The sequence below is a fragment of the Tardiphaga sp. genome (assembly GCF_044336785.1).
Taxonomy (GTDB): Bacteria; Pseudomonadota; Alphaproteobacteria; order Rhizobiales; family Xanthobacteraceae; genus Tardiphaga.
The window spans coordinates 37,200-60,946 of sequence record NZ_JBIIOT010000020.1; the positions used below are offsets into that span (position 1 = coordinate 37,200).

23 protein-coding genes and 1 tRNA gene are annotated in these 23,747 nt (G+C 61.7%); 10 read left to right on the top strand and 14 right to left on the bottom strand.

Annotated elements, in window-relative coordinates:
* Positions 1 to 6: 6 nt before the first annotated feature.
* A complete protein-coding gene (gene purU / locus ACIQ2A_RS08685; protein WP_398477923.1) occupies positions 7 to 879 on the bottom strand; it encodes a formyltetrahydrofolate deformylase in 873 nt (290 codons plus the stop codon).
* A gap of 228 nt (positions 880 to 1,107) precedes the next feature.
* Here purU and ACIQ2A_RS08690 point away from each other — a divergent pair, with 228 nt between their 5' ends.
* A complete protein-coding gene (locus ACIQ2A_RS08690; protein ID WP_398477925.1) occupies positions 1,108 to 2,076 on the top strand; it encodes a LysR family transcriptional regulator in 969 nt (322 codons plus the stop codon).
* 346 nt (positions 2,077 to 2,422) lie between these two features.
* Here ACIQ2A_RS08690 and ACIQ2A_RS08695 read toward each other — a convergent pair.
* Positions 2,423 to 2,496, bottom strand: a tRNA-Gln gene (locus ACIQ2A_RS08695).
* A gap of 397 nt (positions 2,497 to 2,893) precedes the next feature.
* Here ACIQ2A_RS08695 and ACIQ2A_RS08700 point away from each other — a divergent pair.
* The 3 genes from ACIQ2A_RS08700 to ACIQ2A_RS08710 all read left to right on the top strand — a co-directional run bounded on the left by ACIQ2A_RS08700 (position 2,894) and on the right by ACIQ2A_RS08710 (position 5,835).
* Positions 2,894 to 4,657, top strand: a complete 1,764-nt coding sequence (locus ACIQ2A_RS08700) for an ATP-binding protein (RefSeq protein ID WP_398477928.1) — start codon at positions 2,894 to 2,896, stop codon at positions 4,655 to 4,657.
* Between the two features lie 70 nt (positions 4,658 to 4,727).
* The gene (locus ACIQ2A_RS08705) at positions 4,728 to 5,303 is read left to right on the top strand and encodes a peroxidase-related enzyme (protein ID WP_398477930.1); all 576 of its coding nucleotides are present in this window, start codon (positions 4,728 to 4,730) and stop codon (positions 5,301 to 5,303) included.
* 22 nt (positions 5,304 to 5,325) lie between these two features.
* Positions 5,326 to 5,835: an MgtC/SapB family protein gene (locus tag ACIQ2A_RS08710; protein ID WP_398477932.1), complete on the top strand. Its 510-nt coding sequence runs from the start codon at positions 5,326 to 5,328 to the stop codon at positions 5,833 to 5,835.
* Here ACIQ2A_RS08710 and ACIQ2A_RS08715 read toward each other — a convergent pair.
* The gene (locus tag ACIQ2A_RS08715) at positions 5,796 to 6,422 is read right to left on the bottom strand and encodes a ParB-like protein (RefSeq protein WP_398477934.1); all 627 of its coding nucleotides are present in this window, start codon (positions 6,420 to 6,422) and stop codon (positions 5,796 to 5,798) included. The genes ACIQ2A_RS08710 and ACIQ2A_RS08715 overlap by 40 nt on opposite strands.
* Positions 6,423 to 6,594: 172 nt before the next feature.
* On the opposite strand from ACIQ2A_RS08715, the gene ACIQ2A_RS08720 reads away from it, so the two are divergent.
* The 6 genes from ACIQ2A_RS08720 to ACIQ2A_RS08745 all read left to right on the top strand — a co-directional run bounded on the left by ACIQ2A_RS08720 (position 6,595) and on the right by ACIQ2A_RS08745 (position 12,121).
* Positions 6,595 to 6,933 (top strand): hypothetical protein, encoded by a 339-nt coding sequence (locus tag ACIQ2A_RS08720; protein ID WP_398477972.1) that lies wholly within the window; start codon positions 6,595 to 6,597, stop codon positions 6,931 to 6,933.
* A 188-nt stretch (positions 6,934 to 7,121) separates the two neighbouring features.
* The gene (locus ACIQ2A_RS08725) at positions 7,122 to 7,403 is read left to right on the top strand and encodes an acyl carrier protein (protein ID WP_002711294.1); all 282 of its coding nucleotides are present in this window, start codon (positions 7,122 to 7,124) and stop codon (positions 7,401 to 7,403) included.
* Positions 7,404 to 7,558: 155 nt separating this feature from the next.
* Positions 7,559 to 8,764: a beta-ketoacyl-ACP synthase gene (locus ACIQ2A_RS08730; protein ID WP_398477937.1), complete on the top strand. Its 1,206-nt coding sequence runs from the start codon at positions 7,559 to 7,561 to the stop codon at positions 8,762 to 8,764.
* Between the two features lie 24 nt (positions 8,765 to 8,788).
* A complete protein-coding gene (locus tag ACIQ2A_RS08735; RefSeq protein ID WP_398477939.1) occupies positions 8,789 to 10,069 on the top strand; it encodes a beta-ketoacyl-ACP synthase in 1,281 nt (426 codons plus the stop codon).
* 85 nt (positions 10,070 to 10,154) lie between these two features.
* A complete protein-coding gene (locus ACIQ2A_RS08740) occupies positions 10,155 to 11,177 on the top strand; it encodes a zinc-binding dehydrogenase (RefSeq protein WP_398477941.1) in 1,023 nt (340 codons plus the stop codon).
* Complete coding sequence (locus tag ACIQ2A_RS08745; RefSeq protein ID WP_398477943.1) at positions 11,177 to 12,121, top strand: lipid A biosynthesis lauroyl acyltransferase; 945 nt, start codon at positions 11,177 to 11,179, stop codon at positions 12,119 to 12,121. Before ACIQ2A_RS08740 ends, ACIQ2A_RS08745 begins: the two co-directional genes overlap by 1 nt.
* Before the next feature lie 128 nt (positions 12,122 to 12,249).
* Here the strand turns inward: ACIQ2A_RS08745 and ACIQ2A_RS08750 are convergent, their stop codons facing one another.
* From ACIQ2A_RS08750 to ACIQ2A_RS08800, 11 genes are all read right to left on the bottom strand, one after another.
* Positions 12,250 to 13,344, bottom strand: a complete 1,095-nt coding sequence (locus ACIQ2A_RS08750) for a polyamine ABC transporter substrate-binding protein (protein ID WP_398477945.1) — start codon at positions 13,342 to 13,344, stop codon at positions 12,250 to 12,252.
* Positions 13,345 to 13,354: 10 nt separating this feature from the next.
* Entirely contained in the window at positions 13,355 to 14,509 is a 1,155-nt protein-coding gene (locus tag ACIQ2A_RS08755) for an aminotransferase (protein ID WP_398477947.1), read from the bottom strand.
* A gap of 7 nt (positions 14,510 to 14,516) precedes the next feature.
* Entirely contained in the window at positions 14,517 to 14,837 is a 321-nt protein-coding gene (locus ACIQ2A_RS08760) for a rhodanese-like domain-containing protein (RefSeq protein WP_398477949.1), read from the bottom strand.
* 111 nt (positions 14,838 to 14,948) lie between these two features.
* Positions 14,949 to 16,883, bottom strand: coding sequence for a potassium transporter Kup (locus ACIQ2A_RS08765; protein ID WP_398477951.1), 1,935 nt, complete (start codon positions 16,881 to 16,883; stop codon positions 14,949 to 14,951).
* A 126-nt stretch (positions 16,884 to 17,009) separates the two neighbouring features.
* Positions 17,010 to 18,914, bottom strand: coding sequence for a potassium transporter Kup (locus tag ACIQ2A_RS08770; protein WP_398477953.1), 1,905 nt, complete (start codon positions 18,912 to 18,914; stop codon positions 17,010 to 17,012).
* A 153-nt stretch (positions 18,915 to 19,067) separates the two neighbouring features.
* The gene (locus tag ACIQ2A_RS08775; protein WP_398477955.1) at positions 19,068 to 19,898 is read right to left on the bottom strand and encodes a flagellar motor protein MotB; all 831 of its coding nucleotides are present in this window, start codon (positions 19,896 to 19,898) and stop codon (positions 19,068 to 19,070) included.
* Between the two features lie 29 nt (positions 19,899 to 19,927).
* On the bottom strand, positions 19,928 to 20,701 hold the full coding sequence (locus tag ACIQ2A_RS08780) for a motility protein A (RefSeq protein ID WP_398477957.1): 774 nt from the start codon (positions 20,699 to 20,701) through the stop codon (positions 19,928 to 19,930).
* A 213-nt stretch (positions 20,702 to 20,914) separates the two neighbouring features.
* Entirely contained in the window at positions 20,915 to 21,631 is a 717-nt protein-coding gene (locus ACIQ2A_RS08785; protein WP_398477959.1) for an RraA family protein, read from the bottom strand.
* A gap of 60 nt (positions 21,632 to 21,691) precedes the next feature.
* On the bottom strand, positions 21,692 to 22,543 hold the full coding sequence (gene pssA, locus ACIQ2A_RS08790; RefSeq protein WP_398477964.1) for a CDP-diacylglycerol--serine O-phosphatidyltransferase: 852 nt from the start codon (positions 22,541 to 22,543) through the stop codon (positions 21,692 to 21,694).
* 80 nt (positions 22,544 to 22,623) lie between these two features.
* A complete protein-coding gene (locus ACIQ2A_RS08795; RefSeq protein WP_398477966.1) occupies positions 22,624 to 23,322 on the bottom strand; it encodes a phosphatidylserine decarboxylase in 699 nt (232 codons plus the stop codon).
* An 11-nt stretch (positions 23,323 to 23,333) separates the two neighbouring features.
* Positions 23,334 to 23,729, bottom strand: a complete 396-nt coding sequence (locus ACIQ2A_RS08800) for an endonuclease domain-containing protein (RefSeq protein ID WP_398477968.1) — start codon at positions 23,727 to 23,729, stop codon at positions 23,334 to 23,336.
* Positions 23,730 to 23,747 lie beyond the last annotated feature (18 nt).

The following is a 23,747-nucleotide window of genomic DNA, read 5'->3' on the forward strand; positions in this document are numbered from 1 at the left end:
CAGTTTCTAGTCGGCGAAGACGATGGTGCGATCACCATTGATGATGAGACGATCTTGCAGGAACAGATGGACGGCACGGGACAGCACGCGGCGCTCGATGTCGCGGCCCTTGCGAACGAGGTCTTCAGGGGTATCGCGATGGCTGACGCGTTCGACGTCCTGCTCGATGATGGGACCTTCGTCGAGATCGCCGGTCACAAAATGCGCCGTTGCACCGATCAGCTTCACGCCGCGGGCATGCGCCTGATGATAGGGTTTGGCGCCCTTGAAGCCCGGCAGAAAGCTGTGATGGATGTTGATGCAGCGGCCCGACAGATAGCGGGCGAAGTCGTCGGACAGGATTTGCATGTAGCGCGCGAGAACGACGAGATCGGCAGCCGTCTGCTCCACGATGGCCTTGATCTGCGCTTCCTGTTCAGCCTTGGTTTCTTTGGTGACCGGCAGGTGATGAAACGGGATGTCACCGACAAGGCTGACGGTCAGTGACGAGCGCGGATGGTTGGAAATGATTCCAACAATATCCATGTCGAGTTCACCGAGCCGGTGGCGGTACAGGAGATCGCCGAGGCAGTGATCGAATTTGGAGACCAGCAGCAACACGCGCTTACGCGCGGTCTCGGCGCTGAAACGCCACTGCATCTCAAATTTTTGCGCGATCGCGCCGAACCGGCCCTTGACCGCCGCCGCGCCTGCATCATCGATGGCGACTCCGACCCGCATGAAGAAACGGCCATTGCCGGCGTCATCGACCTGCGCCGCCTCGACAATATTGCCGCCGCTTTCGAACAGACAACGCGAAACGTCGGCGACAATTCCAGGCACGTCCTTGCACGACAGCGTCAGAATATGGCGCTCGGCAACCTTCGGTTCGGTTAGCAAAAGTCGGTCTCCCTACCAGCACGCGCAACAGAAATCCGAACGCCTTGCGGCCGCGGGAAGCGCAATAAGATGTTGTAATCAGGGAATAAAACGCAGGGACATCAGCACCGTCGGCTTATTTCTGTCTCTGCATTCCTCCCCCGGTCCGCCCGTTTCCGAGCTGTTGACATAAGTCTAGCCAGATCTCCGTCATTGAAAATCCGTTATTGTTTGATATGAGATATCAGTATGATGGATATCAGACGCCTCGACTTGAACCTGCTGTTGCTGTTGGACGGGCTGTTCAGGGAAGCGAACCTGTCTGCCGTGGCGCGGCAACTGGGCATGAGCCAGCCCATGGCGAGTGCGGGCTTGCGGAAGCTCCGCGAGTTTTTTGGCGATCAGCTGTTCATCTCGACCGGTCGGGGGATGCGCCCGACACCATTTGCCGAATCCATCTCGCCCGCCGTGCGCACCGTGCTGGTGACGGTCGATGAGCACATCCTGCGCAAGCCGCGCTTCATTCCCGAAGAAAGCGAACGTATCTTCACCGTCACGACCACAGATATCGGCGTGCTTATCTTCATTCCGCCCATCCTGCAGCGCATCCGAGCGATCGCGCCGAGAGTGAGCTTGCGCTGCGTGGCATCGTCACATGATCAATTGGAAAGCGCGCTCGAACGCGGCGACATCGATCTGGCGATCGGCTATTTTCCGGACCTGATCGGCCCCAACGTCAGCACGGAAGACCTGTTCGATCATCCTTTCACCTGCATCGTGCGCAGGGATCACTCGACGATCGGTGATACGCTCTCGCTTGATGAATTCCTGGCCGCCGACCATGTCGTGGTCAACCAGCAAGGCCGCAGCCAGGAAATTTTCGAACGGCGGATCCGCGAACTCAAATTGCAGCGCCGCGTCGTGCTGCATTTGCCGCATTTCATGAGTGTCCCGCAATTGATCGCCCGAAGCGACCTGATCGCAACCGTGCCGTTCTCGCTTGGCGCCTGGTATGCCGATGCAGGGCTGAAGCTGTTACCGCCGCCGGTCTCGATCCCGCTCATCGAGCTCAAGCAGCATTGGCATCGACGCATGGAGAACGAACCGGCTATCCGTTGGCTACAGAGCATCGTCTCGGATGAGCTTCGTAACAGAGATCCCGTGCTGGCTTTGTCGGCCGGCTACGCGGATCCCCGCGCGAAAGTTACGAGAAGCTGATATGCACAGGACGCTTTGCGGGGCTTGAAGCTATCGAGCCAGGTGGAAACCAATATCCGGACCAAACCCAAAGCGGCTTAAGAGACGACAGTCAGAGAGCGAATATTGTGATGGAGCCGGGCTTGTCGCGGCGGGCAGCGTCCCAGGAGAGCAATATTTCAGAGCGCTGTACCAAAGGTTGCATATGGCACCCCCTGCGGCGAAAGGCAAAAATTCCGTTCCGATGGCGAATATTCTCTGAGGCCCGCACTTCCCCGGCAATCTACACCCCACGGTGAACCTCCGTAGTGGGCCAGAACAAGCTCCGCGCGAAAATCGCCTGGTTTTCGACTGGTTGTCTCGAACTTGGCTGGGGAACTAGGATTCGAACCTAGACAAACAGAGTCAGAGTCTGTTGTGCTACCGTTACACCATTCCCCAACGGATTCAGACGATCGAGGGGCTGGAAGCCACGGTCTGGAATCGGTTGGTCGAGATCGCATCTCGACGGAGCGCCTTCTAGCCCGTCCCGCTTATAAAGCGCAAGGGCCTCCGGCAGATATCAACGAGATGCCCGCTCGTCTCGTCAGCCGGCAACCGACGGACGTAACCACCGCCAACAGGTTCGTTTGGTTAAATCCGACCTAAAGCCGAGCAAATGCGGAGCGCGCTGCCGGTAATTCGCAACCGAATTTTGGCGCTCTCAGCGCATAACGTTCCGTCTGGCAGCATGAGCGCGATGGCACCCGCTCAAACCGCACGCCCTGCTTTAACAGTTTCTCCAGCCCCTTCGCCGCATAGTGACTGGCAAAATCGGGCTGAGAACGCGAATTCAAAAATGAACAACTTGACCATGGCAGCGTCGTTCGGGCGCATCATTTCGGTGCGCGGATCGCTCGCGCGCGTCGGCGTCCTCGCCGTCAACCCGATGACCCCGTCAGAGATGCGTGGCACCGTCGGCCGGTTCGTCAGCATCCGCTGCGTGAACTCCACCATCATCGCCATGATCACGGAGGTTTCCTCGGAAAACCTGCAAGCCTCCGATGTCCATGTCGCCAGTGCCTCGGTGGATTTGCTGGGCGAGATCACCGGCACACCCGAGCGCCCGAAATTCCAGCGCGGTGTCACCGACTATCCGACCATCGGCGACACCGTCGAACTGATCAGCAACACCGACCTGCGCACAGTCTATGCGCCGTCGGGCGCCGACCAGATCAATGTCGGCATGCTGCAGCAGGACCGCTCGGTCACCGCCTATGTCGATGTCGAGGAAATGCTGAGCAAGCATTTTGCCGTGCTCGGCTCCACCGGCGTCGGCAAGTCGTCGGGCGTATCGCTGTTGCTCAACGAAATCCTGCTGGTGCGCCCGAACCTGCGCGTGTTCCTGCTCGACGTGCATAACGAATATGGCCGCTGCTTCGGCGACAAGGCGCTGGTGCTCAACCCGCGCAACCTGAAATTGCCATTCTGGCTGTTCAATTTCGAGGAAATCGTCGACGTCTTGTTCGCCGGACGCCCCGGTGTGCCCGAAGAGCTGGAAATCCTCGCGGAAGTGATCCCGATCGCCAAGGGCCTCTACACCCAATATCAGAATTCCGATCGTATCGGCCTGAAGCGCATCGATCCGAAGACCATCGGCTACACCGTGGACACACCGGTCCCCTATCGGCTCGTCGACATGATCTCGCTGATCGACGAACGCATGGGCAAACTGGAAAACCGCTCGTCGCGCATCCAGTATCACAAGCTGCTGTCGCGCATCGACGCTGTGAAGAACGATCCGCGCTACGCCTTCATGTTCGACAATGCCAATGTCGGCGGCGACACCATGGCCGAAGTCATCAGCCATCTGTTCCGCCTGCCTGCCAATGGCAAGCCGATGACCATCATGCAGCTTGCCGGCTTCCCGGCGGAAGTCGTCGATAGCGTGGTCTCCGTGCTGTGCCGCATGGCGTTCGATTTCGGCCTGTGGAGCGACGGTGCCTCGCCGCTATTGTTCGTCTGTGAGGAAGCGCATCGCTATGCCGCCGCCGATCGCAATATCGGCTTCGGCCCGACCCGCAAGGCGGTATCGCGTATCGCCAAGGAAGGCCGCAAATACGGCGTCTATCTCGGCCTCGTGACGCAGCGTCCGGCGGAGCTCGACGCCACCATTATCTCTCAGTGCAACACGCTGTTCGCGATGCGCCTCGCCAATGATCGCGACCAGGCGCTGCTGCGCTCGGCGGTGTCGGATGCGGCTGCCAACCTGCTGTCTTTCGTGCCTTCGCTCGGCACCCGCGAAGTGCTCGCTTTCGGCGAAGGTGTCGCGCTGCCGACGCGCCTGCGCTTCAAGGAAGTACCACCGCATCAACTGCCGCGCTCGGAAGCTGCAATTTCGACGGTGCCATCGGTCGCTGCCGGTCACGACATGAACTTCGTCAGTGCGGTGCTGGAACGCTGGCGCGGCGCCACTTCGAGCCGCGATGTGCCGAACGATCCCGGCTTCGTCGAACGCCCGATCGCGCCGCCACAGCCACGCATGATGGACGCACCGATGCTCCAGCCATCGCTCGGCCTCGATCCCGATCGCTTCTCGCTGCTGAAGAAGCCGCTGCGATAAGCAGCGGCCTTGCGCTGGCAGCATCATCGCCTATGGTTCCTTGAAACAATCCGCTTCAAGGGATGATGCGATGACCAAGCCCGCGACACGTTTCCCCGCTCCCGCCATCGATACGCTGCCGGACGATATCCGCACGCGCATTCTGGCCGTGCAGGAGAAATCCGGCTTCGTGCCGAACGTGTTTCTCTCACTCGCATCGCGCCCTGACGAATTCCGCGCCTTCTTCGCCTATCACGACGCGCTGATGGAGAAGAACTCGGGCCTCACCAAGGCCGAGCGCGAGATGATCGTCGTCGCCACATCGGCTGCCAATCAATGCCATTACTGCGTCATCGCTCATGGCGCGATCTTGCGTATCCGCGCGAAGAACTCGACCATCGCCGATCAGATCGCGGTCAACTACCGCAAGGCGGACATCACGCCGCGCCAGCGCGCGATGCTGGACTTCGCCATGAAGGTCAGCCGTTCGGCTGAAACGATTTCGGAAGCCGATTTCGCCGAAGTCGCCAGCCACGGCTTCACCGATGACGACATCTGGGACATCACCGCGGTCTCGGCTTTCTTCGCGCTGTCCAACCGCATGGCGAATGTCACCAGCATGAAGCCGAATGACGAATTCTACATGATGGGACGGCTGCCGAAGTAACGGCCGCGAAGGGGAAACCATCGTGCTCGACTGGTCGGAGATCATTTTGCGTCTTGGCATCGCCGCCCTTGCCGGCGGCGCCGTCGGGCTCAATCGCGACCTGCATGGCAAGCCAGTGGGCGTGCGTACCCTCGCTCTGGTGAGCCTCGCGACCGCCATGCTGACCACGCTTGCCGATCCGTTGCACCAGGGCGGCTTCACCGACGCCGGCAGCCGTATCGTGCAAGGCATCGTCACCGGGATCGGCTTTCTCGGCGCCGGCGTGATTTTCCACGCCGAACGGCATTTTCGCATCCGCGGCCTCACCAGTGCAGCCTGCGTCTGGCTCACCGCCTGTATTGGCATCATGTGCGGCGCCGGGCACTGGCGGCTGGTCACCGTCTCGCTGGCCATCACCTTTGCGGTGCTACTGCTGGGCGGCAAGGTCGAACGTCTGCTGCATCGCGCGTTCGGCGGCAAGGACACTCCGGCCGCGCAGACCGACGCGATATCTCAGCCATCCGATGCCGGGCCGCACCAGCCCGGCAGATAGATCGCGTCCTTGCTCTTGGCGATTGCCAATGCCCTTTCGACGGCTGACGCAAAATCATTCTCGACATCCTTGCGGGCCAGCCGACGCCTGAACAGATCGGCCCACAGGAACTCGCTGAACGGCGTGATGTCCTTGGCATAGCCACCGGCGCGCCGGATTTCGCCGGCCAGACTGCGATAAGGATCGTCCTTCAATCCGGTGATGGATTTCGGAATGTCCTTGAACTGCCGCCGCTCGCCTTTGCCGTCATAGGGATAGGCCCAGCGGCGATGATCCAGCACGCTCCAGAACGCCTTCTGATCCACCATCGTGAGATCGGCGATCACGGTGACCAGCACATCCTTCACCCCTTCATCGTGCAGCGCACGCGCGAGATGGTGATGATCGACCACGTAATGTTTCTGGTCCGGTCCGAGCACCACGGGGATCATGTGTTTGCCGAGCAGTTCCGCCTGCTTGCGCTTCGACTTGTGCTCGCGCCAGCGCTTCCGCTTTTCCTTCACCTCGCGCATGCCCACCGTCATCTGCGTTGGGCGCAGCGACAGGATCGGCACCGGCTGCAGGATCGGTTCGCGGATATTCGACATATCAGGCTCCGTGGATGCATTTGCCGCAGCGACTATGACACGCCGTTCGCGCATACAGCGATCAGTTCCACGTCATCGCGTGACATCACGACATTGCGGTTATGCGACTTTCGCCGAGTCAGCGTGGAGTCGTCGTGTTAGCCTGAGGCACCCATTTCGCAGACGACCGATGATGAAAACCCAGCAGCCGATCATCCGGGACGACGACGAGCACCGCGTGCTCCGTTTCGTGCCACGCACATCGGCTACATTGCCCAATGACCATCCAACGGTCCCCGCTTCCGGAACGCCGCTCAAGCCGGCGGGTGATCTGTCGCGCTATCAGCAAAATGCCGAGCCCGACGACTTCCGCCATCGCATGATGGCGAATGCCGCCGCTTTCGCGTTCACGGCCCTGCTGGTCGGTGCCGGTATCTGGCTGGCCGTCACCATTGCCGACCTCCGCAAGACTCAGGATTGCGTCTTGATGGGCCGGCGCGACTGCGCCCGGATCGCCACCCCGCACTCCTGACCCCTTCCAGACCGTCATCACCGCCCACAGGGCGCTGGTGAGCGCCTGCTCAACTGCATTGAACTGGCGCGCCCGCTCCGTTATACGGGCAATCGACTCCCTGCGGCGGACCGGTCCCTTGCCGGTGCGAAGCCTGGCCTTTGCGCGCGCAGAATGAAAATTAAATTCGAGATATCAAAGGCTTAGTAATGTCCTCCACATTCGATCAGGTCGCTACCATCATTGCGGAAACCTGCGACATCCCGCGCGACACGATCACGCCGGAAAGCCACGCCATCGACGATCTGGGCATCGACAGCCTCGACTTCCTCGACATCGCTTTCGCGATCGACAAGGCATTCGGGATCAAGCTGCCGCTGGAAAAGTGGACCCAGGAAGTCAATGACGGCAAGGCGACCACCGAGCAGTATTTCGTGCTGAAGAACCTCAGCGCCCGCATCGACGAGCTGGTTGCCGCCAAGGGTGCGTAAGACCGGGTGCGTAACGCTCCTCACGTGTCGATGATTGCGTTCAAACCCGCACCGATCTTTCAAAAAGGTCGGTGCAGGCATATGGACACCATGGTGAAGCGCCCGCGCTTCCTGCCTTGGGGCTCTGTCCCAGGCCTCCTCTAAGGTACCGCCCCATGGCTGAAACCCGTCCCATCGCATCCGAGCCCGTCGAAGCCTGGATCACCGGCATCGGCATCGTGTCGTCGCTCGGCGAAGGCCCCGATGCCCATTGGGATGCGCTGAACCAGAAGCGCGTCAATGTCGATGAGACGGCATTTGCGCCCTATGTGGTGCACCCGCTTCTGCCCGTGAGCTACGACACCCAGATCCCCAAAAAGGGCGATCAGCGCCAGATGGAAGCCTGGCAGCGCATCGGCACCTATGCCGCCGGCCTCGCGCTGGATTCCGCGGGCGTCAAGGGCAACAAGGATATCCTGTCGAAGATGGACATGATCGTCGCAGCCGGTGGCGGCGAGCGCGATCTCACGGTCGATTCCAGCATCCTCAATTCGGAAGCGCACGGCGACGCGACGCCCGGCTATCTGAACGAGAAACTGCTCAACGATCTTCGCCCGACTCTCTTTCTCGCGCAGCTCTCCAACCTGCTCGCCGGCAATATCGCCATCGTGCATGGCGTGACCGGCTCGTCCCGCACCTTCATGGGCGAGGAAGCCGCCGGCGTGGACGCCGTGCGCATCGCGCTGGCGCGGATCGCCGATGGCCAGAGCGACATCGCCCTTGTCGGCGCCGGCCATAATGGCGAGCGCAAGGACATGCTGCTGCTGTACGAATTCGACAACTTCAACCTGCGCGAAAAATATTCGTCGGTGTGGGATCGCAAGGACAAGAGCGGCTTTGCACTCGGCTCCGGCGGCGCGTTTCTCGTCATCGAGTCGAAGGCCCATGCGGAAGCGCGCGGGGCAAAACCGTTTGCACGGCTGAAGACCGTGGTCGCCGATCGTGCGCGGCGCAAGGATGGCGGCGAAGTCACCGCGTCGCTCGACAAGCTCTGGAGCAATGTCGGCGCCGGCGAACAAAACACCGCGATCATCACCGGTGCGACCGGCGCAGAGCCCGCGACGTCGGAAGAATTGAGCTTTCTCAAGAAGCACGCGGATGTGCCGGTGCGCGCGACCGGATCCTCGTTCGGCCATGCGGTCGAGACGCAGTTTCCGCTCGGCATCGGCCTTGCTGCATTGTCGCTGTCGCGCGGCGCGCTCTATGCGCCCAACGATTCCACCGGCACCGAGATTGAAATGTCGAAGGCGCCCTCCCAGATTGTCGTGATCGGAACCGGCCATTGGCGCGGCGAAGGCATGGCGCTGGTCGAAGCCATCTAGGCCTGTTTGGGCGACGGAGAAGATATGTCAGCAACCCGCGATAAATTCGGCCGACCGATCGTCGTCGTCACCGGCATGGGCGTTGCGACGTCGCTCGGTGCTGGCAAAGAAGACAACTGGAAGAAGCTGACCGCTGGTGAATCCGGCATCCGCACCATCACGCGCTTCCCCATCGACGGCATGAAGACGACGATGGCCGGCACGGTCGATTTCCTGAATGTCGATCCGTTCTCCTCCACCGATCTTGGCGAGAAGCTCGGCGAGCTGGTGGCGGAAGAAGCCATTGCGCAAGCCGGCATCGGCACCAAAGGCAACTTCCCCGGCCCGCTGTTTCTGGCTGTCGCACCAGTCGAGGTGGAATGGCCGCAGCGCCAGGCGCTCGCCAAGGCCGCCGGCGCCAATACCGATATCAATTACGACACGCTGCTGCGTACCGCGGGCTCCGGTGGCTTCACCGAATATCATCGCCGCTTCCTGTTCGGCTCGGTGGCCGATAGCCTGGCCGATACATTCGGTACCAAGGGCTCTCCGATCTCGCTGTCGACCGCCTGCGCGTCTGGCGCGACCGCGATCCAGCTCGGCGTCGAGGCCATCCGCCGCGGCGAGGCCGATGCGGCGCTCTGCGTCGGCACCGACGGCTCGGTCAATCCGGAAGCGCTGATCCGCTTCTCGCTGCTCTCGGCGCTCTCGACAAACAACGAGACCCCCTCAAAGGCTTCCCGCCCCTTCGCCAAGAACCGCGAAGGCTTTGTCATGGCCGAAGGCGCCGGCGCGCTGGTGCTGGAAAGCTTGGAATCGGCCAAGGCGCGCGGTGCCAAGATTCTTGGCATCGTGGCCGGCTGCGGCGAACTCGCCGACAGTTTCCACCGCACCCGCTCCAGCCCGGATGGCAAGCCGATCATCGGCTGCGTCAATAATGGCCTGATCGATGCCGGCATGACAGTGGACCAGATCGATTATATCAACGCCCACGGCACCGGCACGCCGGAAAACGACAAGATGGAGTATCTCGGCATCTCCACCGTATTCGGTGAGCTCGCCAAGACCGTTCCGGTGTCGTCGAACAAGTCGATGGTGGGCCACACGCTGTCCGCCGCAGGTGCCGTCGAGGCCGTGTTCTCGCTGCTGACGCTGGAACATCAGCGCATCCCGCCGACCATCAATTACGATGTTCCGGATCCCGCGATTCCGTTCGACGTGGTTCCCAACACCGCCCGCGACGCCCGCGTCACCGCCGTGATGTCGAATTCCTTCGGATTCGGCGGCCAAAATGCCTCGCTGATCCTCACCGGCGAGCCGGTATAGCTGCGCTCGCCGGTTGACGCGCCAGCGTGAACCGGCGATACGCAATCCATCAGAAATCAACACCTTAGACCCGGAGACGCGGCATATGCGTGCGCTCAATCTTGCTGCTGAACGCGAGCTCATCACCGCCGACGTTCCCCCGCCCCCGCCGCCCGCAGCCGGCGAAGTGCAGATCCGCGTCAAGGCGGTCGGCCTCAACCACATCGACGTGTGGGGCTATCGCGGCATGGCCTTCGCCAAGCGCAAGCTGCCGATCACCATCGGTGCCGAAGCGTCGGGCGAGATCGCAGCCGTCGGCGAAGGCGTGACCAATTTCAAGCCGGGCCAGAAGGTCGCGATGTATGGCGCGCTGACCTGCGGCCACTGCAAGGCCTGCACCGAAGGCCGCGACAATTTCTGCGAAAATGTCGGCGGCCTCTACGGCTTCCATATCGACGGTTTCGCCCGCGAGCTGATGAACATGCCGGCCCGCCTCGTGATTCCCGCACCGGACAGCCTGAGCTTCCGCGACATCGCCTGCGCGCCGATCGCTTTCTCCACCGTGCAGCACATGCTGTTCGATAACGCAAAACTGCAGCCGGGCGAGACGATCCTCGTCCATGCCGGCGGCTCCGGCATCGGCACCGTCGCCATCATGATGGCAAAGAAGATCGGTTGCACCGTCATCACCACCGTGGGCGACGACAGCAAGTTCGAAGGCGTGAAGAAGCTCGGCGCCGACTACGTGATCAACTACCGCAAGGATCGCTTCGAGGGCGAAACGCGCAAGATCACGAAGAAGAAAGGCGTCGATGTCGTGTTCGAGCATGTCGGTGCCGATACGTTCAACGGCTCGCTGCTCGTCATGAAGCGCGGCGGCCGCCTGGTCACCTGCGGCTCGACCTCGGGGCCGTCAACGACCATCAATCTGATGCAGCTGTTCCAGCAGCAATATCGCATCTTCGGCTCGTTCGGCGCCTCGATGCGCAACATCGCCGAGAGCCTCGACAAGATGGCCGACGGCATGCTGCCCGTGATCGATACTGAAGTGCCGTTCGACGATGTCGCCACCGCGCTGAAGCGGATGGAGACGCGCCAGGTGTTCGGCAAGATCATCGTCCACTTCTGATGCTCCGCCTGCTGCTTCGCACCAAAGCGCGCATCCGCGACGCCCTGAAGCCCGCAGGCGAAGCTGCCGTCGGCGCGCTGACCATCGGACTGCTGCGCACCACGCGCTATTTCGATCCGGTCAAGACCGCCAACCTGTTCGGCAAGATCACCCGCCGTATCGGGCCGCTGCTGCGCGAGGACAAGATCGCACGCGCGAATCTTGCCGCTGCGTTTCCCGAGAAGTCACCGGAAGAGATCGACCGCATCGTCACCGGCGTGTGGGACAATATGGGGCGGATGGGCGCGGAATTCGCGCATCTCGATCGTATCTGGGATTACGACGTCACCAATCCCGGCAAGCCAAGCAATGTGGAATTCTCCAAGCGCACCGGCGAGATCTTCGATGCGCTCCGCGATGATGGCAAACCCGCGCTGATCTTCGCGAGCCATCTCGGCAATTGGGAGATCCCTGCCCTCGCCGCTGTGGCGCATGGGCTGGATACGGCAGTGTTGTATCGTCCGCCGAACATCGCTGCGGCCGACCGCGCCATCAAGAGCATCCGCGCGGTGAGCATGGGCAATCTGATCGCCGCCAGCCACGACGCGCCGGTGAAGCTGGCGCATGCGCTCGACGAGGGCAAGCATGTGGCGATGCTGGTGGACCAGTGGTTCACCAAGGGCGCAGAGGTGGATTTCTTCGGCCGCAAGACGCGCGCCAACCCGATGCTGCCGCGCCTGCTGCGGCAGGTCGATTGCCCGATCCACGGCGTGCGCGTGATCCGGCTGCCGAACCATCGTTTCCGGATCGAACTGTCCGAGGAAGTGAAGCCGGTGCGCACGGCGGATGGCAAGGTGGATATCGCCGGCACCATGCAGGCGGTGACGTCCGTGCTGGAAGGCTGGATCCGGGAATATCCGGATCAGTGGCTGTGGCTGCATCGCCGGTGGCGACCGCTGTCGTAGCCTGTCGTCCCCGCGCAGGCGGGGACCCATAGCCTCGCAGCTTGAGGCTGATGCTTGACCGTAGCGACAGCGTTTCAATTTCATTGATGGTGGTTATGGGTCCCCGCCTGCGCGGGGACGACAGGGAGTTACTTCCCCGTCTTCACCTTGGTCCACAAGCGGTTAATCACCCGCTGGGTCTGCGGATCGCGCGCTGTGATGATAAACAGCTTCGCCAGCATCGCGTCATCCGGATAGATCGTCTTGTCGCCGATGATCTTCGCGTCGATCAGTTTCTGGCTGGGCAGATTGCCGTTGGCATAACCGAGGAAATCGGAATTCTTCGCAGCCACGTCCGGCCGGTACAGATAGTTGATCAGCTCATAGGCCTCGGCGACGTTCTTCGCATCTGCTGGTATGGCGAAATTATCGAAAAACATCTGTGCGCCCTCTTTCGGGATCGCATAGCCGATCTCGACGCCGTTCTTCGCTTCCGCTGCACGCGCACGGGCCTGGATGATATCGCCGGACCAGCCGACAACGAGACAGATCTCGCCGGTGGCGAGACCATTCAGGTATTCGGATGAATGGAATTTGCGGATATTCGGCCTGATCTTGGCGAGTATGTCGGCTGCCTTCTCCAAATCGACAGCCTTCGTCGAGTTCGGATCGAGCCCGAGATAGTTGAGCGCGGCCGGCAGGATGTCGTCGGCAGAGTCCAGCATATGGACGCCGCAATCCTTGAACTTTGCGAGGATCTCCGGCTTGAAGACGATGTCCCAGCTATCGATCTTCGCATTGGGCCCGAGGATTTTCGCGACCTGCTTGACGTTATAGCCGATGCCCGTGGTGCCCCACATGTAGTTCGCGGCATGCAGATTGTCGGGATCATAGGTTGCGAGGCGCTTCGTCACTTCCGGCCAGGCATTGGTAAGGTTCGGCAGCTTGCTCTTGTCGAGCGGCTGGAACACCTTTGCCTTGATCTGACGCTGCAGGAAATAGGCTGTCGGCACGACGACATCGTAACCGGACTTGCCGGCAAGCAGACGCGTCTCCAGCGTCTCGTTGGCGTCGAACGTGTCGTAAACAACCTTGATGCCGGTCTCTTTCGTGAAGTCCTCGAGGACTCCCGGCGCCATGTAGTTCGACCAGTTGTAGAAGTTGACCACGCGCTGCTGCGCCTGCGCGGACGAGGCCAACACGAGCGCAGCCGCAGCCGCCAATGCCAGTCCCATTCCGCGCATGGTCCCTCTCCTAGCGTCGATGCACCGCGTCCGACAGCCGCTCCAGTGCGGCATCCAGCGTCGCGTCGTTCTTGGCGAAGCAGAACCGCACCACAGACGTCACCTTGTCCTGCTCGTAGAAGGCCGAGACCGGAATGCCCGCGACCTTGTATTCGGTGACGATACGGCGGCAGAATTCCTCGTCGGTTTCGTTGAGCCCGAGCGGCGCAAGATCGACTGTCAGGAAATATGTGCCCTGCGACTTGATGACCGGAAAGCCGATCCGCTCAAGTCCCGCCGCCAGACGATCGCGGCTGCGTGCGAGATCAGCGCGCATGGATTTGAAGTATTCATCCGACTTGCCGAGGCCATAAGCCACCGCCACCTGCAGGTTCGGTGCGGTGGTGAAGGTCAGGAACTGATGCACCTTGGCGCAGACGCGCAGCAGATGCGGCGCCGCACAGACGAAGCCAATCTTCCAGCCGGTGAGCGAGAAGATTTTTCCGGCCGAGCCCACCTTGATGGTGCGGTCGCGCATGCCGGGAATCGTGATCAGCGGGATGTGCTCGTGGCCGTCGAAGGTCACATGCTCCCACACTTCGTCGCAAATTGCGATCGTATCGAACTCCTGGCAGAACTTTGCCAGCAGCTCCAGATCCTCGCGTGGATAGACAACGGCGGCCGGATTGAGCGGCGAATTGAACAGAACCGCGCGGGTCTTGCTGTTGAAGACAGCGCGCAGGTCCTCTTCCGTCAGGCGCCAATGCGGCGGCTTCAGGCTGACCAGACGCGGAATACCACCACATTGGCGGATGATCGGCAGATAGGAGTCATAGGCCGGCTGAAACACCACCACTTCATCGCCGGGCTGCACCACCGACATGATCGATGACGTCAGCGCTTCCGTGCCGCCCGAGGTCACCATCACTTCGGTCATCGGATCGAGCGTGAGCTTGTGCCAGTGCTGATAGTGCGTGGCGATGGCCTGGCGCAGCTCCGGGATGCCCATCATCGACGGATACTGATTGTATCCGTTGATGACCGCGTCAGCCGCGGCCTGACGAATATCGTCAGGACCGGGATGATCGGGAAACCCCTGGCCGAGATTGATGGCGTTGTTGTCGCGCGAAAGCTGCGACATCGCCTCGAACACGGTGACGGGCAGCTCAGAGAAGATCTTGTTCATCGAGCGATCAGGCTTTCGTCGGCAGGCCCGCAGCCTTCCAGCCGAGCATGCCACCGGCCAGGTGCTTGTCGTAGGCAAGACCTGCAGCTTGCGCAGCGAGCGACGCCGTCACCGAGCGCTTGCCCGAGCGACACGCAAACACGACTTCCTTGCCGGCGGGATCGGGGATCTCGGCGGGATCGAAGGTCGATAGCGGCACCACCACGGAATCCGGATAGGCCTCGACTTCGACCTCGTTGGGCTCGCGCACATCGACGAGCAGATACTTGCCGTCCGTGATGCCCTGCGCGACCTCCTCCGGAGTCAAATCCTGAACTTCTGCCACCACAAACCTCCTGCGCCCCGGCGTCCGGAGCAAATCAGAAGGGGCCGGATCGGCCCCTGTTTTCGGGGGCCAAAGTCGCGCTTCACGCCGCGAAAATCAAGCGCTGTGAGGCTGTTAAATCGTCACCTGCGTGCCGACCTCGACCACCCTGCCGGTCGGGATCTGGAAGTAATCGGTGGCGTCGTTGGCGGTGCGGCTGAGGCCGATGAAAAGATGATCCTGCCAGCGCGGCATGCCGGAATGCGCGGCCGGCTTCAGTGCCCGCCGCGACAGGAAGAACGAGGTCGACATGATGTCGAACTGCCACCCCGTCTTGCGCGCAATCGCCAGCGCCTTCGGCACATTCGGCGATTCCATGAAGCCGAAGCGCAGCGTCACCTTGGCGAAGGTGGCGCTGATCTCTTCCATGCGCACGCGCTCGGAAATATCGACCTTCGGTGTCGGTGCCGTCTCGATGGTGAGAATGACATTCTTCTCGTGAAGCACTTTGTAGTGTTTCAGACTATGCATGAGCGCCGTCGGCGCACTCTGCGGATCACTGGTGAGAAACACGGCCGTCCCCGCCACGCGCTGCGGTGGCCGCTTCTCCAGCATGGCGACGAGATCCGCGAGCGGAAATTCCAGTTTGCGCGACTTCTCGAACAGCAGCCGGCTGCCGCGCCGCCACGTATACATCATAAGCACGATGACACCGCCGGCCACCAATGGGACCCAGCCGCCATCGAACACCTTCAGCAGGTTGGCAGTCAGGAAGGTGAGATCGATCAGCAGGAACGGAATGATCAGGGCGCCAGCGAGGATCGGCGACCACTTCCAGCCTTTCCAGATCAGCACGAAGGCCATCAAGGACGTGACCACCATCGTGCCGGTCACCGAGATGCCATAGGCGGAAGCCAGCGAGCTCGACGACTTGAACATCAGCACCAGCACGATCACGGCAATCAGCAGCAGCGTGTTGACGCGCGGGATGTAGATCTGGCCGGAATGGCTCTCCGAGGTGTGGCGGATTTCGAAACGCGGCAGGAGGCCGAGCTGGATCGCCTGCCGGGTCAGCGAATAGGCCCCGGTGATCACGGCCTGGCTGGCGATAACAGTCGCAGCCGCAGCGAGCGCCACCATCGGGATCAGCGCCCAGTCGGGAAACATCAGATAGAACGGATTTTCCAGTGCGGTGGGATCGCGCATCACCAGCGCTGCCTGGCCGAAATAGTTGATCGCGAGCGACGGCAGCACAAGGAACAGCCACGCAAGCTGGATCGGCCGTTTGCCGAAATGACCGAGGTCCGCATAGAGCGCTTCGGCGCCTGTCACGGCGAGGAACACCGCGCCCAGTGTCACGAAGGCGATGATCCCATGATGGAACATGAAATAGACGGCGTGGGTGGGATTGAAAGCAGCCAGCACACCGGGATGCTGGATGATCTGCGGCACGGCGGCGACCGCGATCACGAAGAACCACAGGCACATGATCGGGCCGAAGAAGTTCGCAACCTTGGTCGTGCCATGCGACTGCACGGCAAAGATCGCCACCAGAAGCAAGATCGTGATCGGTACCACATAAGGCTCGAAGGCCTTGGTGACGAGCTTGGTGCCTTCGATCGCGGATAGCACGGAAACCGCAGGCGTGATCACCGCATCGCCATAGAACAGCGCAGCACCGATAATGCCGAGCATGACGACCACATTGCCTCTCGAGCCAACGGCGCGCTGCGCCAGCGCCATCAAGGCCAGCGTGCCGCCCTCGCCGTTGTTGTCGGCACGCAGCAGGATGACGACATATTTGATCGTCACGACGATGATGAGCGCCCACACGATCAGTGACAGCACGCCGAGTATCTCCGCATGGCCGACGCCGGGCGCCTTGTGGCCGCCGGCTGCCACCAGCGCCTCGCGGAACGCGTAGAGCGGGCTGGTGCCGATATCGCCATAGACGACACCGATGCTGCCGACGATCAGCGAACCGAGCGTGGCCGTGGTGTGGCCAGAGCCTTTCTCCGCATGGGTCGTATCCGCCGGCGCCTCGGCGGGGGTGAGATTATCGCTTGTCATGGAATTGGCCTCAGGCGCATGCGCGGGACGGGTGTGAACAGCGGGGCAGCGAGGCCGTTCCCGGCTCCGATGGTCGCTGCCATCTTAGCGCAAATCGGGGAACCGGGAATGACAAAGGATTAGGCGTCAGATCGTCACCTGAGTACCGACTTCCACCACGCGGCCGGTGGGAATCTGGAAATAATCGGTGGCATCATTCGCCGAGCGGCTGAGCGCGATGAAAATGTGGTCCTGCCACAGCGGCATGCCCGATTGCGCGGATGGCTTCAACGAGCGCCGCGACACGAAGAACGACGTCGCCATGATGTCGAACTGCCAGCCGAGTTTTCGCGCGATGACGAGAGCTTTCGGCACGTTCGGCTGCTCCATGAAACCGAATCGCAGCCTCACCATCGAGAACTTGTCGCTGATATTTTCCATCCGCACGCGTTCGGATGGATCAACCTTCGGAGTCTGTGCGGTCTCGATGGTCAGGACGACATTGTGCTCGTGCAGCACCTTGTTGTGCTTGAGATTGTGCAGCAGCGCCGTGGGCACGAATTCGGGATCGCTGGTGAGGAATACCGCGGTCCCCTTGACGATATGCGGCGGGCGCTTTTCCAGGCTCTTGATGAGATCGCGCAGCGGCACTTCAGTGCGCCGCGTCTTCAAAACGAGGATCGCAGCGCCCCGGCGCCAGGTCCAGATCATGCCAGCCATCAGCAGACCGAACAGCAACGGCACCCAGCCGCCTTCGAACAGCTTGAGCAGATTGGCGCTGAGGAAGGTGAGATCGACAAAAACCAGCGGCGCGATGATCGCAAAAGCGGTCGCTGCCTTCCAGTTCCATAGCTTCCAGATCACCACAAAACCCATGATGCCATCGACCACCATGGTGGTGGACACGGCGATGCCATAGGCCGACGCCAGACCGCTGGACGACTTGAACAGCAGCACAAGCAACACGACGCCGATCAACAGCAGGCGATTGACGCGCGGCAGGTAGATCTGGCCCGCATGCGTCTCCGAGGTGAAGCGAACTTCGAAACGCGGCAGCAGGCCGAGCTGCACCGCCTGACGCACCAGCGAGTAAGCGCCGGTGATGACGGCCTGGCTGGCAATCACGGTGGCGGCGGTTGCCAGCACGATCAGCGGAACCAGCATCGATTCCGGCGCCATCAGATAGAACGGATTTTCAATGGAAGCGGGGTTTGAAAGGACCAAAGCCCCCTGCCCGAAATAATTGATCATCAGCGCCGGCAGGACGAAGAAGAACCATCCATACTGGATCGGCCTGCGGCCGAAATGGCCGAGATCCGCGTAGAGCGCTTCACCACCGGTCACGGCAAGGAACACCGCACCAAGCGTCACCAGACCAATGGTGCCGTGACTCAGCATGAACTGCACGGCGTAATATGGATTGATCGCATAGAGCACCGTCGGATCGTCGGAGATATGCGACGCCCCCATCAGCGCCAGCACCGTGAACCAGGTGATCATCACGGGACCAAAGGCCGATGCGACTTTGCCGGTACCGATGCGCTGCACCGAAAACAGCAAAACGAGAATGGCGATGGTGATTGGCACCACGTAATGCTCGAGCGCCGGCGCCTTCAACTTGAGGCCTTCGACCGCGGACAGCACCGAGATCGCCGGTGTGATCATGGAATCGCCGATGAACATCGAGGCGCCGAGAACGCCGAGTGCGAGCAGCACCCAGCTCTGGCGACCAAGCGCGCGCTGGCCGAGTGCCATCAGCGACAGCGTTCCGCCCTCGCCATTGTTGTCGGCGCGCAGCAGGAACAGCACGTATTTGAGTGTGACGACGATGAACAGCGCCCACAGGATCAGCGACAACACGCCGAGCACGATCACCGGCGTCGGCGGACCGCCATGGGTGGCGCCGTGGACGGCTTCGCGAAATGCATAGAGCGGCGAGGTTCCGATGTCGCCAAACACGACACCGATGCTGCCGACCATAAGGGACCAGAACCCGGCATGGGCCACCGGAGCTTCAGTCGTCCCCTCGCCTGTTGTTTCCGTGACAGCCATGCTGCTTCTTGACGCCTAAGGACAATGCGGGCGCCCGCTATGGCGCGCCGGCTCATGCCAGTCAACCGGCAGACTAGCCGATCCCACGTCCAGATGCCTCTCCCTCCCCCCGGTAAAATGGGCGTGGAGCAGTAAAAAAAGAAATTGACTACGTCACGGCTTGAGGTTTGGCGGCAATGGCGGGTCTTCTCGCATCAGCGTGATCGTCACGCGGCGATTGGCGGCCATGGTCGGATCGTCGGGGAACAACGGCTGGGCATCGGCCTTCCCCGAGACCGAGAAGATATGCGACGATGGCAGCCCCTCTCGTTCGAGGATCTGCCGGACGACATTCGCGCGATCACTCGACAGGTCGAAGGCATCATAGTCATTGCGCGACGGTACGAAGCCCGCGGCCGTGTGGCCGACGATCGCGACGCGGAGCGGCGTTGCTTTCAGGGGAGCAGCGAGCTTCTGCAGAAGCTGTCGGGTGCGCTCATAAGGCACCTTAGAGCCTTCCGCGAACATCGAGCGGCCATTCTGATCGATGATTTCGAGATTGAGACCCTGCTTGGTTTCCTCGAACATGATGTTCTTCGAGATCTCGGTGATCTCCGGCATGTCCTGCAGCGCCTGCCGCAAAGATGCGGACGCCAAGGCGAATTCGCGGTCCATCTTCAGCTTGGCGCCGGACGGCCGTGCGGTCGCCGACTTCTCGTCAGGGCTCGTCACATTGGACGCATCCTGCGGCGAGACGTGATCCTTGTTCTTGGTCATGCCGCGCGTCGGCAGGCCATCGGATTCGATGATGCCGGAATAGCGCGCATCGGTCTGCACGCCGAAGGCTTCGCGCACCGAGCCGGCGACGATCTTCAGCTTGGCACCGTCCGGGCTGGAGAATGCCACGAGCATCACGAAATAGCTGAGCAGCAGCGCCATGAGGTCGGCGAAGGTCACGAACCAGCCGTGACCGCCATGTGCCTCGCCGCGCTTTTTCTTTGCCATCTGCCGCTACTCCGCAGATCCCTGGGCTATCAGGCCGGGACCGGCTCACCTTCTTCGTGGCGATGTTTCTCGGGCAGATAGGCCAGCAGCATTTCGCGGACCAGCGCCGGGCTCTTCGAGTCACGGATCATCAGGATGCCGTCGATGATGAGCGTGCGGTTGGTTTCTTCGTCCAGCACCTTGACGTGCAGCTTGTCGGCGATCGGCAGACACACGAGGTTGCCAACGACAGCGCCATACAGAGTTGCCAGCAAGGCCACCGCCATGAACGGACCGAGCTTCGACGGGTCCGACATGTTCGAGAACATCTGCACCATGCCGAGCAGCGTGCCGATCATGCCGAAGGCCGGCGCGCAGTCGCCGATGGCGCGATAGATCTTCGAGCCTTCGTCGAGATGCATGAGGAAGTTGTCGCGGTCGCGCTCAAGATTGTCGCGGATGAATTCGAGATCGTAGCCGTCGGCCACGAAACGGATGCCCTTGGCGAGAAATGCATCATTGGTCTCGACCTTTTCAAGACCGACGGGCCCCTGCTTGCGCGCGATCTCGGCGATGCGGGCGAGTTCGTCGACGAGGTCGCGGGCGTTCAAACGGCTCAGCGTGAACGCGAATTTGGCGCCGAGCGGCAGGCCGTGAAGAATCGAAGATAGCGGGAAGCGGATCAGCGTGGCCGCGAACGAACCGCCGAAAATGATGATGACGGCGTGGACGTCGTAAAACATCCCGAAATTGCCACCCATCAGGATCAGGGTCACCAGCACCGCAATGCCACAGACGAAGCCAATGAGTGTTGTGATATCCATGACAACTCCGACGCAACGCGTATCGATCAACGCCCGTCCTGGACGGCGGTACGCTCACAATGCAGCGCACGGGGCCACTAAACGATACTGCGATTAAGGACGGGTTACCGTTCACCGCGCATTAACCAGTAATTAACGCGACAAATCGGCTTCGGAACGAAAAATGCGGAGACGTTGCCGCCTCCGCATTTTGCTTGTCGATATCAGTGTTCGTCAGTGAATTTCCGACGCCTTGGCCATCGCATCGCGCAGCTTGGCCAGCGAGAACGCGGGGTCACGGGCGACGGCCAGGATCGGCTCCTCGCGGCGTGCACAAAGCTCAGCCGCTTCCGGCAGTTTCGCCGCCACATCCGGCGGGATCACCACCGCGCCATGGCTGTCGGCGTGGATGAGATCGCCGGAGGCGACCGTCATCCCGGCAACGCGCACCTCATGGCCGAAGTCGGTGACGTGGACATGCGCATGCGACGGGCCGAGCGAACCGGCGAGCGCCTGGAAGCCCTCGGCCCATTGCGGGATGTCGCGGATCGAGCCGTCGGTGATGACGCCAAGGCAGCCGAGCGCCTTGTGGATCGCGCTGTTCACTTCGCCCCAGAATGCGCCGTAGCCGGCATCGGGACCATCGATATCCTGGATCACGCTGATCTGCGGCCCCGGCCCACTGCCGACATATTCGTAATAGTCCAGCCGACGCTTCTTCTGTTCGGCCGGCGGCAGGCCTGATGCCACCGTGGCGCGGATCGTAGCTGTCCGCGCATAGCCGACGATCGGCGGGAGATCGGGGAACGGACAGACCAGCGGCCGCGTGGTGTAACCGATCAGGCGGCGCTCCGGCGCCACCAGTTCGAGCGCGTTGCAGATCGTCGGCGTGTCATAGCGGCGCAGCGCGTCGAGCACGGATGCAGGCAGCAAAGTATCGGGCTTGGTCACGGTGTTTTCTCCCTTTTTGATTTTCTGCTCCGGTCGTTGCCGGATGTCGTTGCGGGCCGATCAGGGCAAAGACGTTGGCTGATCGTCCGATGATGGCGGCGGCTCCGTGGCCGTCGCCGGCACGCCGGCAGCAGTCTGCGCAGCCAGCGCACGTTCCTGATCGCGATAGGAGCGCCAGCCGAATGGCAGGCTGGCCAGATAGCCGACCGAGATCAGCGACAGCATATGCCAGGGATAGCCGATCAGCAGCGCCACGAAGAGCACCACCGAGGCCGAGATCAGCAGCACCAGCTCGCGCGGCACCCGCATATTCACGGCCTTGCCTGAGAACACCGGCAGGCGCGACACCATCAGGAAGGCAATCACCAGCACATAGGCCGTGGTGATCACGGCCGGCGGCATCGGCACGTCCAGGAACGACAGATAGACCGGCAGCATCACCGTGATGGCGCCCAGCGGCGCCGGCATGCCGGTGAAGAAGTTAGCCGCAAAAGCCGGCTTGTCCGGATCATCCATCGTAGCGTTGAAACGCGCCAGACGGAGCGAACCCGCAATGGCGAACACCATCGAGGCGATCCAGCCGACATTGTTGAGGTCGTGCAGCTGCCAGAAATACAGGATCAGCCCGGGCGCGACGCCAAAATTGACGAAATCGGCCAGACTATCCAGCTCGGCACCGAATTTGGACTGCCCCTTGATCATCCGCGCGATGCGGCCATCGACGCCGTCCAGCACCGCGGCAAACACGATGGCGGCTACCGCGAGTTCCATCCGGCCTTCCGTGGACAGGCGGATCGCGGTCAGGCCGGCGCAGATCGCCAGCAAGGTGATGAGATTCGGCACCAGCATCCGGATCGGGATGGTGCGGAACCGGCGGCGACGGGCTTCGGGGATCTGGGGCGTGTCTGGCATTTCCATGAACCGACCTTAGCAGACCCCAGTTGGCTCCGCCATGACGGTACCGGCGGGCCTGGAGAGGCCCGCCAAAGCGGTTAATCGACCCGGTAGGTGCGACCGCCGTCACCGATGCGGAAATCCGCCAGCACGGTCTCGCCGGCAATGGCCGTCTGCCCGACCGCGACCAGCGCCTTGCTGCCTTCCGGCAGATAGATGTCGAGACGAGAGCCAAAGCGGATCAGGCCGAAGCGCTCGCCGGCTTCCAGGGTCTGGCCCTCGCGGACGAACGAGACGATCCGCCGCGCCACCAGGCCCGCGATCTGCACCACGCCGATTCGGCCACCGGAGGTCGAGATGACCAGCGAATTGCGCTCATTGTCCTCGCTGGCCTTGTCCAGCTCGGCATTGATGAACTTGCCCGGGCGATAGGCAATGCGCTCGATCCGCCCGGCCACCGGGCTGCGGTTCACATGGACGTTGAACACGCTCATGAACACCGAAATGCGCAGCAGCGGCTGATCGCCGAGGCCGAGTTCGGCCGGCGGCAGCACCGGCTGCACCATGGAGACCTTGCCATCGGCGGGCGATACGACGACGCCTTCGCGGGTCGGGGTGACGCGGACCGGATCGCGGAAAAACAGCGCGCACCAGACAGTGAGGCCGGTACCGATCCAGCCCAGCGGCGTCCAGATCCAGAACAAAACCAGGCTCGCCAGCGCGAAGATGCCGATGAACGGATAGCCTTCCTTGTGGATCGGCGGAATCTGGCCACGGATGGAATTGGCGATGGACATGGAATTGAACTCTATTCTTTTCCCCTCTCCCCTTCGGGGAGAGGGTGGCGCCCGCGCAGCGGCGCGCCGGGAGAGGGGCCGTCTACAGCCACCGCGCTCAAAATCAATTCGAGCACCGCGTCCGTATTCTTGAGCACTTCATTATTCCAGAACCGCAAAACGCGAAACCCTCGACTTTCGAGCCATTTCGTCCGCCGAACATCGGCATCGTTCTCGGCATGCTGCCCGCCATCGACCTCGACCAGCACCTTGAGCCCAAGGCAGGCGAAATCGACGACGAAAGGCCCGATCGGCACTTGGCGCTTGAACTTCAAGCCCTGAAAGCGATGCGCGCGCAGGAGATACCATAGACGCCGCTCGGCGTCGGTCATGTCCTTGCGCAAGGCTTTGGCCTGCTTGCGGGACATCCCCTCTCCTCCACAGCG